7 protein-coding genes, 1 tRNA gene and 1 pseudogene are annotated in these 10,683 nt (G+C 40.3%); 5 read left to right on the top strand and 4 right to left on the bottom strand.

The features are described from left to right. Positions 1-20 precede the first annotated feature (20 nt). Positions 21-329: a helix-turn-helix transcriptional regulator gene (locus tag BMF77_RS10165; protein ID WP_148762589.1), complete on the top strand. Its 309-nt coding sequence runs from the start codon at positions 21-23 to the stop codon at positions 327-329. 40 nt (positions 330-369) lie between these two features. Further along, on the top strand, positions 370-975 hold the full coding sequence (locus BMF77_RS10160) for an NB-ARC domain-containing protein (protein WP_168204425.1): 606 nt from the start codon (positions 370-372) through the stop codon (positions 973-975). Positions 976-1,409: 434 nt separating this feature from the next. Here BMF77_RS10160 and BMF77_RS10150 read toward each other — a convergent pair whose 3' ends face one another. The 3 genes from BMF77_RS10150 to BMF77_RS10140 form a co-directional block, all read right to left on the bottom strand. After that, complete coding sequence (locus tag BMF77_RS10150; RefSeq protein WP_148762585.1) at positions 1,410-3,230, bottom strand: serine/threonine-protein kinase; 1,821 nt, start codon at positions 3,228-3,230, stop codon at positions 1,410-1,412. A 285-nt stretch (positions 3,231-3,515) separates the two neighbouring features. After that, positions 3,516-5,423: a 1-deoxy-D-xylulose-5-phosphate synthase gene (gene dxs / locus BMF77_RS10145; protein ID WP_148762583.1), complete on the bottom strand. Its 1,908-nt coding sequence runs from the start codon at positions 5,421-5,423 to the stop codon at positions 3,516-3,518. 146 nt (positions 5,424-5,569) lie between these two features. Then, positions 5,570-5,643: transfer RNA gene (locus tag BMF77_RS10140), tRNA-Arg, on the bottom strand. A 522-nt stretch (positions 5,644-6,165) separates the two neighbouring features. Here BMF77_RS10140 and BMF77_RS10135 point away from each other — a divergent pair. Together BMF77_RS10135 and BMF77_RS26645 are read left to right on the top strand one after the other, a co-directional pair. Then, a pseudogene (locus BMF77_RS10135) lies at positions 6,166-7,034 on the top strand (hypothetical protein). An 18-nt stretch (positions 7,035-7,052) separates the two neighbouring features. Continuing rightward, the gene (locus tag BMF77_RS26645; protein WP_168204352.1) at positions 7,053-8,111 is read left to right on the top strand and encodes a transposase; all 1,059 of its coding nucleotides are present in this window, start codon (positions 7,053-7,055) and stop codon (positions 8,109-8,111) included. Here the strand turns inward: BMF77_RS26645 and BMF77_RS10130 are convergent. Next, positions 8,108-8,320, bottom strand: coding sequence for a hypothetical protein (locus BMF77_RS10130; RefSeq protein ID WP_148762581.1), 213 nt, complete (start codon positions 8,318-8,320; stop codon positions 8,108-8,110). The genes BMF77_RS26645 and BMF77_RS10130 overlap by 4 nt on opposite strands. Here BMF77_RS10130 and sir point away from each other — a divergent pair. Next, entirely contained in the window at positions 8,310-10,223 is a 1,914-nt protein-coding gene (gene sir / locus BMF77_RS10125) for a sulfite reductase, ferredoxin dependent (protein ID WP_148762579.1), read from the top strand. The two genes, BMF77_RS10130 and sir, sit on opposite strands and share 11 nt — an antisense overlap. Positions 10,224-10,683: the final 460 nt, after the last annotated feature.

The following is a 10,683-nucleotide window of genomic DNA, read 5'->3' as shown; positions in this document are numbered from 1 at the left end:
AAAGTAAATTATTTAACATTATGCCAAAGTCAATTAAGGTAAGCAATGACTGTATTCAACAGGTTAATATGGCACTTGGAGTTAATGGCTACCCCAACCAAAGAGCTTTAGCTTATGATACTGGATTGTCCTTAACTACAATTAGCAACTTCCTGACCGGTAAACCTGTTAGTTATACAAGCTTTGAAGAACTGTGTCGGCGATTAAATCTAGATTGGCGAGAAATTACTACCAGTGTTGAAGTAATATTTCCCCCCCCCCGCATACGCACAAATACGCAAAAAAAAACCAAATTTAAATCAATTCCTAGACTGGGGAACTGCAATTGATATTTCAGCATTTTACGGATATAGCCAAGAACTGACACAATTGCAGTCATGGATTTTACAAGATGGTTGTCGCTTACTAGGATTATTCGGTATCGGTGGAGTTGGGAAAACAACCTTAGCTACCCAACTTGCAAAACAAATTCAGAATCAATTTGATTACGTTTTTTGGCGTTCAGTACCGACAGTTCCATGTTTTGATAGTATGATGACTGACTTGCTATCTTTATTCTCCCATCACAAAGACAACAAACTCAATATTAATCAAATTATCTATTATTTGCGTACCCATCGTTGTCTGATTATTTTGGATCATGTAGATATTGATCATCTAAAATATATGCAATTCATCAAAATAATTACTGAAACCCATCATCAAAGTTGTGTGATTTTCACCAGTCGAGAACAATATCAAGAATTCACCTTTTTAGAATATTGGCTATCATCAGTACGTTGTTTAAAGTTGTCTAATTCCTTAGAAATAGCCTTGTCTCTGATAGAATCACAACCACTATGGGGAACTGATCAAGAAAAGGATGATTTCTGTAATTTCTGTAATAATAATCCTTTGAAAGTTAAACAAATGATTGTTTCTATAATTCATTTATATAATGGGGATATTGGTAAGTTTTTAAAACGAAGTACATAATAGAGAGAACTTATATACTGGACAAATTTACGATTATATGTATTAATGAAATTGCCTCTTTTCAGACTTTTGGTGATAAGGTTCATTCTCGCTCCTATTCCTCTAAGAGGATGTTCTAAAAGTTTTTAATGTGTAAACAGACCCCTCTCCAAACCTCTCCCCTACCAGGGGAGAGGCTTTAAAACCCCCATTCCCTTGTAGGGAAGGGGGGGAGGGGGGTTAGGTTTTTGGAGATTATGGGTTTCATATAATACTTTTCAAACAACCTCTAAGAGGATGTTTTAAAAGTTTTTAATGTGTAAACAGACCCCTCTCCAAACCTCTCCCCTGGTAGGGGAGAGGCTTTAAAACCCCCATTCCCTTGTAGGGAAGGGGGGGAGGGGGGTTAGGTTTTTGGAGATTATGGGTTTCATATAATACTTTTCAAACAACCTCTAACACTGTTTTGCATCTGCTGGATTCACAAAATCATGTAAATCAGCATCCCAAATACTAATATAAATAAAATCACAACTTTGTCGAACTATTTGACCTTTTACCCCACCCTTACTAAAAGTAAAATTATCTGTTTGTCGTTGTTGAACTTGTTGCAGTCCTTGTTTAATTTCTGCTGTAGCTTCTCCCTTCAATAAACCATTGAGAGTTGTCTGCATAACTTCAGGTTCTACTGATGATGCAAAAGCTGCTTCTGTTTGTTTTAGAGTTCCAGTTTTCTTGTCAAATAAGTAGCCTAAATCAATTTTCTTAGGGATAACTTGATAAGTAACAGCGCGGGTATTTCCCCATAATCCTCTTAAATCTTTCTTTGGTTTACCTAGCGTTTCTTCTACACTACTTCTTGGTGTACCTGTAGGAAATGCTGGGACAGTTTCCCTAATATTAGTAGCTACTTGATCACGTTTTCCCTTTCCTTTCTTCTTTCCTGTTTCTTCAATAGTTAAAGTTGGTTCAGTTGTAGGAACTACAGACGTTTGTTCCTGTTCATTTTTTATTTCTGGTTGTGGAGTTGATTCTATTGAAGGAGTAGGAGTATTTTCAGGAATTGTCTCTGTGGGTTCAGGTAATATTGAAGGAGTAGGAGATACAGTTGCTTCAGAAATGGGAGTATTTACAGTTGTTGGTATTGGTGTTGGTGTTAGGATTGATGTTGGGGTTGGGGTTGGGGTTGGGGTTGGTGTTTCTGTGATGTTGGAATTAGTGACAATGGAATTTGTGGTTTGTGGTCGGTTTATGCTAGAAATAGCCATTGCACCAATTAAACTCCCTACCATCACGCTACCAATAATCACCGCTGGTTTTTGCCAAATTTGCTGATTATTCCCAGTTTTAACCACGGGATTTTGAGAGAGTGAAGATATAGGTTGATTTAGTGCGGCAGGAGTGAGGCGAATTGTTGCTGCTGTTTGATTAATATGATAAACTTGTGAGGGAATAGAAGTGTCAGATTTTAAAGCATATAACATTTTATTCGCAGTAGTAAAGCGATCGCTCATGCGTGGTTCAATCGCTTGAGTTAGTAGCATTACTAATTGGGGAGAAATCCCCCCAGCGAATTGTTGCCAAATAACCTGTCCCGTGTGAGGATGAGTTTCTAATTCTTGAGGATATTTACCCGTAAGTAAATAAATAGCCGTTAAACCCAAACTATAAATATCAGTAGCATAAACCGGACGACCAATAGCTTGTTCACTAGGCATAAAACCAGGAGTCCCAATCACTAGAGACTGAGTAGGATGTCCAGCAGCATTAATAGTAGTCCGAATAGTTTCTTTAACCGCACCGAAATCAATTAAAACTGGTTTATTATCTATTTCCCGCAAAATAATATTATCTGGTTTAATATCTCGATGAATAATCCCTTTACTGTGGACATAATCCAACACAGACAGCAAACTTAACAGAATTTCTCTAACAGTATTTTCCTGTAATTGTCCTTGAGATTGAATCACATTAGTCAAAGTGTGACCATGCACCCATTCTTGCACCAGATAAAAGAGACCATTTTCCGAAAAATAAGCATAAAGTTGGGGAATTTGGTCATTAGCTTCCCCCAAATACTCCAACGTCGCAGCTTCCCTCTCAAACCGTTGTTGAATTACTTGATAAGTTTTGGGGTCATTGCTAATAGGTTTAAGTTGCTTAATCACACAACGACGACGGGAAGGCATATAGGTATCTTCAGCGAGAAAAGTTTCACCAAACCCTCCTGCACCTAAAACCTGAATAACCTGATAACGATTGTTTAGCAACTTCATAATTATGAAAAATTACCAATATATTTAATACCAAATTTTATGTGAAACTGCACAAAAAAATAATCATCCATATTTATCTGCGTTTATCGGCGTTCATCTGCGGTCAATAATTCTTAAAATCTTATTCTATGCAACTTCATCTTAATTTGGTAGAACCAATCAACATCTCCAGAAATTAAACATCCCCAAATCAGAATCAGGATACCCAAGATCAAAAGATAAACAAAATAATTAAATCCTGTAAATCCTGAAATCCCGTAAATCCTGATTCAGACAAAAAATCAACTAGACCAAAGCAGCAGCCTGTTTCTTAAAAAAAGCTTGTAAAACAGTTTCCGCAATTTGAGGACTACTCAAACCTAACTCCGCAAAAGATTGATCCGGTGTGGCATGATCTACCAAAATATCAGGAACACCAATCCGCTTCACAGGGACAACAATATCAGCATCAAGTAAAGCCTCAGCCACCGCAGAACCAAAACCACCCATTAAACAACCTTCTTCCAAAGTCACAACCCGACCAATTTGTTTAGCCAAAGGTAAAATCAACTCAGTATCCAAAGGCTTAACAAAACGGGCATTAATCACAGTTGCTTCAATCCCATGTTCGCTGAGAATTTCCGCCGCTTGCATTGCCGGGTAAACCATTGTACCATAGCCCACAATTAACACATCATCCCCTTGACGGAGAATTTCCCCCTTGCCGATTTCCAGAGATTCCCAACCTTCCTCCATTAAGGGGACACCGTGACCATTACCACGGGGGAAACGCATAGAAATCGGTCCATCAGTGTAATTAATCCCAGTCACAACCATCCGTTGTAATTCCGCCTCATCCTTGGGAGCCATTACCACCATATTCGGAATGAAACGCAGATAAGCGATATCATACATACCTTGGTGAGTCGGACCATCAGCACCAACAATCCCCGCCCGATCTAAACAGAAGAATACAGGTAGATTTTGAATGCAAACATCATGAATAATTTGGTCAAAGGCGCGTTGTAAGAAAGTCGAGTAAATAGCAGCAACAGGACGCATACCTTCACAAGCTAAACCGGCAGCCAAGGTAATAGCGTGTTGTTCAGCAATACCCACATCAATATACTGGTTAGGCAATTTAGCTTGTAGTTTATCTAAACCTGTACCAGTCGCCATTGCGGCTGTGATGCCGACGATTTTAGGATTTTGTGCCGCCAGTGTCACTAAAGTATGAGAAAAGACCTTAGCGTAAGCGGGGGGTTTAGGTTTGTTGGAAGGAATCGCTTTCCCAGTGGTTAAATTAAAGGGAGTTTGGGCATGGTAGCCTACTTGATCTTTTTCCGCTAGTTCATAGCCTTTACCCTTAGTTGTCACTACGTGAACCAAAACAGGTCCAGTAATTTGATGTGCCTGTTGGAATGTGGCAATTAACTCTTCTAAATTATGGCCATCAACTGGCCCCATGTAGGTAAAGCCCAATTCTTCAAAAACAGCGCCGACTTTGGGAACTGCTAACCGCTTCATACCTTCTTTGATGCGTTCCAGTTCTGGGGAAAGCGATTCACCCACAAAAGGCAGATGTTTTAACTGTTCCTCAATTCCATCTGAGAGAAACTGCACCGGCGCACTCAGACGCATTTTATTCAGATAACGAGGAATCGCCCCCACATTGGGAGAAATGGACATCTCGTTATCATTGAGAACCACCAGGAGATTAGTTTTGGGTAAGTGTCCCGCGTGGTTAATCGCTTCTAGCGCCATGCCTCCAGTTAAAGCCCCATCACCAATCACAGCAACGGTTTTAAATTTTTCCCCTTTTAAGTCGCGGGCTAAAGCCATTCCCAGGGCGGCAGAAATGCTTGTAGAAGCGTGTCCTGCCCCAAAATGATCAAATTTGTTCTCGCCGCGTTTAAGATAACCTGCAACGCCGTCTTTTTGGCGAAGAGTGTCGAAATTACTGTAGCGTCCGGTAATTAATTTGTGGGGATAAGCTTGATGTCCTACGTCCCATGTGACCTTATCCCGATCTAAATCTAAGGTTTGATAAAGCCCCAGTGTTAATTCGACAACGCCCAAACCCGGACCCAAATGCCCTCCAAAGGCTGCTACGGTTTGTAGGTGCTTCTCACGAATTTGCCGGGCAATTTGTTCTAACTGCCGAATTGACAAACCATGCAACTGGTTAGGATGGGTAATTTCACTCAAGTGCATATTATCGGCTTTTCCTCTGTTAAGTCTTCTTTTGGAATAATTTTATTTTCCCACTTTCGGTGGCTTCTAAAATATAACTGTCATTAATTATTGTTGTACAACTATAACCTTTGCGCGTTATTAATAGCTATGTATACCAATTTTAATGGGTACGACAGGACTCGAACCTGTGACCGTCCGCTTAGAAGGCGGATGCTCTATCCAACTGAGCTACGTACCCATGAAGCCTTCACAATCATAGCTAAAATTGTCTAAATAAGCAAGAGAAAATTAAAAATTTCCTAATTTCATTCAGAGGGAACAGGGAACGGGCAACAGGGAACAGAAAAAACTCATGTTTTTAACCGTTTATTTGCCACAGAGATAACCGGGGTATTACAGAAAAATCAATTTCCCGATATATCTGCCGCAGATGCAGTAAAATCTTTCCTAACCGCGAATTTGTCATAGGTCAGTAAAATGCCAGCTTGGCAAGAAACTCATGTAATTCTTTTTTGAGAAGAACTGCACAGATTAGGAAAAACATACTTTGGTGACACCAAGAACTATTTATCAGTTGGTCACAAAAATCTCCACTTCATCAGCTTTGGCGTTAAGGTGGATATTGATTTGTTAAAAAACAACTCTTAACTGGCACTTGCCTTTAACTGGCTATTGTCTATCACACAAGTACGTAAATGCCAATTATTTCATCAATTTTGTAAACAATATTACATTCAGAGCATTTACCTAGTTAATCTCTATGAGTAAATCTTACGACAACTCATCCGATCTCAAGCCCACCTACTTAACTACTCAAAACCTTGTTCTTTGCTGTTTTAGCTGGGCTGTTTTAGCATTGTTATACTTTTTGTTGTTCAGTGCCAAAATCCCTGACCCAGAGCAAGCAGGAATAGAAGTTCGCGCCCAGTCGTATGTAATTGGTACAAATATTTTTGAAGCTGTGGCTTATTTGGGTGCAAGTCTCTTATGCTGGAGGAACTGGCGGAGTACCCAAATGGTTAGTAGTGGAAAAGTCTGGCTCTCAATCGGGTTAGGAATGTTTGCTTATTTTATAGGTGGACTCGTTTTCGGCTATATAGAAATCGTCCTAAAACAAGAGCCAGATGTATCTATTGCTGATATATTTTTTGTCCTCACATATTTATGTTTAGGGACTGGTATGGCTTTAGCCTTGCTTTCTCGCCGCATTCATCTAGACCCATGGCAATGGCTAATTGTAGCAGCAGTTGGCGGATTAGGCAGTTTTCTCCCTTGGTTGATTTCTCAAAAAGAGCAAACATCAACTGAACAGATAGCCTTTTTTCTCAACTTGTTTTACATAGTTAGCGATGTGGCATTATTAATTATTGCCACAACTATGCTGCTGGCTTTTTGGGGACGTAAAGTCTCCTTGTCTTGGCGAATGATTGCCGCAGCCGCATTTTCGCTCTACATTGCAGATATGCAGATATGTGGTTTAAATTCTCCCAATGACCTAATTATCAAAGTGGAGACATACTAGAAGTATTCTGGGTGTTTAGTGGAGTGTTATTCGGTCTGGGTGCTGTTCTAGAATATGACGCATCATTGAGTCTTAAAGGCCGAGACCGTGGACGCAAACTAACTTAACAAATTTTGGTGTCTACCGTGAGAAAATTAACAGATTCTGACAAACAAGAAATTCTCAAGCTATATCGAGAAACTGCGGAAACAACCTCGACTTTAGCAGAACGCTATGGTGTGAGTAACTCTACAATTAGCCGTCTGCTTAAAAGTACCTTACCAGAAGAAGAGTACGAATTTCTCGTCTCTTTAAAACGTGCTGCTAGAACCCCTGAAGGCAGAGCGCAGGTAAGTTATGAGCAGTTACCGCTGTTGACCCAACCACCATTGGTAGTAGAGGCTTCTAGCAGCGTCCGCAGTGGTGGGGAGTTATTGAACCCAAAAGTAGAAAAGCCCACAATAGAAGCAGAAGCATTACCAAAACCAGAACCAAAACCAGAAGCATTACCAGAACCAGAACCAGAGAATGATTTTGATTTTGATCAACCGATTCCGGCTAATAGACGGGTGAAAACACGCTCCTCAGCAGTGGAAAAACCCAAGCTTCCTGTTATCAAGGAAACTCCTATTGTCAAAGAACTGGAAATTGTTAGACACAAGCCAACGGAAACGCCAATTGTTCCCAAACCAAAGATAGAGGTAGAAACTCGATATTCACAGCCGAGTCTGTTTGCGGAAATTCTCGATGAAGATTTGTTGGATGAACCTGATGATTTAGAAGATGACGATTTAGATGATGATTTGTATGAGGATGAGGAGGACTTTGAGGACGAAGACTATGAAGCTCCAAAACCCCTAGTTACTAGACGGGGAAATGGGGAAGTATCTGTACAAGTTTTACCATTGTCAGTCGCTAATTTACCGAAAACTTGCTATTTGGTAATTGATCGTTCTGCGGAGTTAATTACCCGGCCACTCAAGGATTTTGGTGATTTGGGTCTCATTCCTAGTTTGGAAAATCAACAGAAAACGCTGCCGATTTTTGACAACCACAGAGTAGCTAAACGCTTTTCTACTAAGCGCGATCGCGTGATTAAAGTTCCCGATAGTCAAATGCTCCATAAAGCTAGTAGCCATTTACAAGCTAAAGGGATTACGCGACTGTTGATTGATGGTCAAGTCTACTCATTGTCTTTGGTCTAAGGCAATGCGAATATTTGCTGGTTGGAGTAGTTAGCTACTCTAACCGCCGCTTGATCAAGGTGGCCTCTGACCATGTTAAAATCAAAATAATATTCATAATTCCGACTAATTTTAAGTAGTTTATTTAGCCAAATAGGTGCTATTAATTGCTTAATTTCAATTTTGTCTACCGCTTTATTCAGAAACGTATCTACCGTAATGGTTAACACTGCTGCTTCTCCTGCGACCAATCGTCAGCCTTCTAAAGTCGAAGGTATCAAAGAAAATAGTAATTTTTTACGTGAACCTGTTGCCACTGAGCTACTTCAGGACACTACCCACTTTAGTGAAGACGCAATTCAGATTCTCAAGTTTCACGGTTCTTATCAACAGGATAACCGTGATAACCGCATCAAGGGTCAGGAAAAAGATTACCAAATGATGCTGCGGACAAAAAATCCCGGTGGTTTAGTACCCCCTGAGCTTTATTTGGCTTTGGACAAACTGGCTGATGAATATGGTAATCATACCCTCAGAGCTACTACTCGCCAAGGCTTTCAGCTACATGGTATCTTAAAAAAGAACCTGAAAGCGGCGATCGCTACAATTGTTCAAAATCTTGGTTCAACCTTGGGCGCTTGTGGTGACATTAACCGCAACGTCATGGCTCCTCCAGCCCCCTTTAAAAATCGCTCAGAATATCAGTATGCTTGGGAATATGCCCAAAATATCGCTGATTTACTTTCTCCCCAAACCGGTGCTTATTATGAAATTTGGTTAGATGGGGAAAAAGCCATTAGCGCTCAAGAACATCCAGATGTCAAAGCAGCCCGACAAACCAACGGTAATGGTACTATTCTTCATGATTCCGTAGAACCCATCTATGGAACTCACTATATGCCCCGCAAATTTAAAATTTGCGTCACAGTTCCCGGTGATAATTCCGTTGATTTGTATTCCCAAGATTTGACTTTGGTAGTGATTACCAATAAAAAAGGTGCATTAGCAGGATTTAATATTTTTGCTGGTGGTGGTTTGGGGAGAACTCATAATAAAGAAGAAACCTTTGCCAGAGCCGCTGACCCCATTGGCTATGTAGCCAAAGCTGATGTATATAATCTTGTAAAGGCTATAGTTGCGACACAACGAGATTATGGCGATCGCACGGACAGACGACACGCGAGGTTAAAATACTTAATTAATGATTGGGGTGTAGATAAATTCCGCACTCAAGTCGAAGAATATCTTGGTAAACCCATCGAACCTTTTAAACCTCTGATCCAGTTTAAATATAAAGACTTTTTGGGCTGGAATGAACAAGGCGATGGTAAACTCTTTCTGGGTATTTCCATTGATAACGGGCGTGTGAAAGATGACGGAACATTCCAACTAAAAACCGCTTTGCGGACAATTGTTGAACAATTTAACCTGCCTATTCGGCTCACAGGTAATCAAAATCTGCTATTTTACGATATTGCGCCTGAAGATAAAGAAGCAATTCAAGAGATTCTGGATAAATGTGGCGTTGTTGCTGATCCTAGCCAAATAGCAGCATTAACCCGCTATGCTATGGCTTGTCCGGCTTTACCTACTTGCGGTTTAGCAATCACAGAATCGGAAAGAGCCATTCCTGGAATTTTAGAACGAATTCGGGCTTTATTAGATAAATTGGGTTTACAAAATCAGCATTTTGTGATTAGAATGACCGGTTGCCCTAACGGTTGCGCTCGTCCTTATATGGCAGAATTGGGTTTGGTGGGTAGCGCTGTGGAATCTTATCAAGTATGGTTGGGTGGTTCACCAAATCAAACTCGGTTAGCGCAACCTTTTGTGGAAAGACTGCACCACAATGATCTTGAAAGTTTTCTAGAACCGATTTTTGTCTTCTTTAAAAAGTCGCGGACACCGAAAGAAAGTTTTGGGGATTTTTGCGACAGATTGGGTTTTGATGCAATTAGGGAATTTGTGGCTGATTACACACCAGGAGATCCTACCAGCAGCGGTAAATCCCGTCACCGCATCAGTCTGCGGGATGATTTTTACGCGCAACTCAAGGAAACGGCGGAAAAGCAAGAACGACCGATGACTGATTTGGTACATGAGGCTTTGGAGGCTTATTTCCAAACTCTGTAGGAATATATTCTCACGCAAAGGCGCAAAGGCGCAAAGTTGTTTTTGGGGTTTTTGCGTGAGATTTGATTAGTAAAAAGGGTGACTAGTAGTGTCAAGTATGGAAAAATCCTCAAATTTAAGAAATTGCCAAAAAGTTTGTTGATGCTCATAGCTTCAGTATAAAATTGGTGTTATTATATTAATTAGCACTTTATTCCCACCCTATGTTTCGTTCACGCTCGAATTTTTTGCGTGCGCTTCCAAAAAAGATAGTGCTTTTTATGATTAGGGGATGGGGCGTGTGCAATTAGTAAGGATTGCAAAAGGATTTTAAGGAAGCAGCAGCAATGGTCAATTCGTAGCATTCACAACCTAACTTTAAGGCTGCGCCTTGAAGAATCACTGAATAGCTGTATTGTAAACAAATGCAGTGATTCATTCTAATTCACAATTTACCAATTTTTATGGTGGTAATTTGTGA

Source organism: Dolichospermum sp. UHCC 0315A (genome assembly GCF_008121535.1).
In the GTDB taxonomy this organism is placed as follows: domain Bacteria; phylum Cyanobacteriota; class Cyanobacteriia; order Cyanobacteriales; family Nostocaceae; genus Dolichospermum; species Dolichospermum lemmermannii.
This window is presented reverse-complemented; position numbering and strand designations above follow the sequence as displayed.

What these genes read in the sequence shown, in the direction of transcription:
- BMF77_RS10165 (WP_148762589.1), top strand. Translation starts at nt 21, where the DNA reads ATGCCAAAGTCAATTAAGGTAAGCAATGACTGTATTCAACAGGTTAAT.
- BMF77_RS10150 (WP_148762585.1), bottom strand. Translation starts at nt 3,230, where the DNA reads ATGAAGTTGCTAAACAATCGTTATCAGGTTATTCAGGTTTTAGGTGCA.
- dxs (WP_148762583.1), bottom strand. Translation starts at nt 5,423, where the DNA reads ATGCACTTGAGTGAAATTACCCATCCTAACCAGTTGCATGGTTTGTCA.
- sir (WP_148762579.1), top strand. Translation starts at nt 8,310, where the DNA reads ATGGTTAACACTGCTGCTTCTCCTGCGACCAATCGTCAGCCTTCTAAA.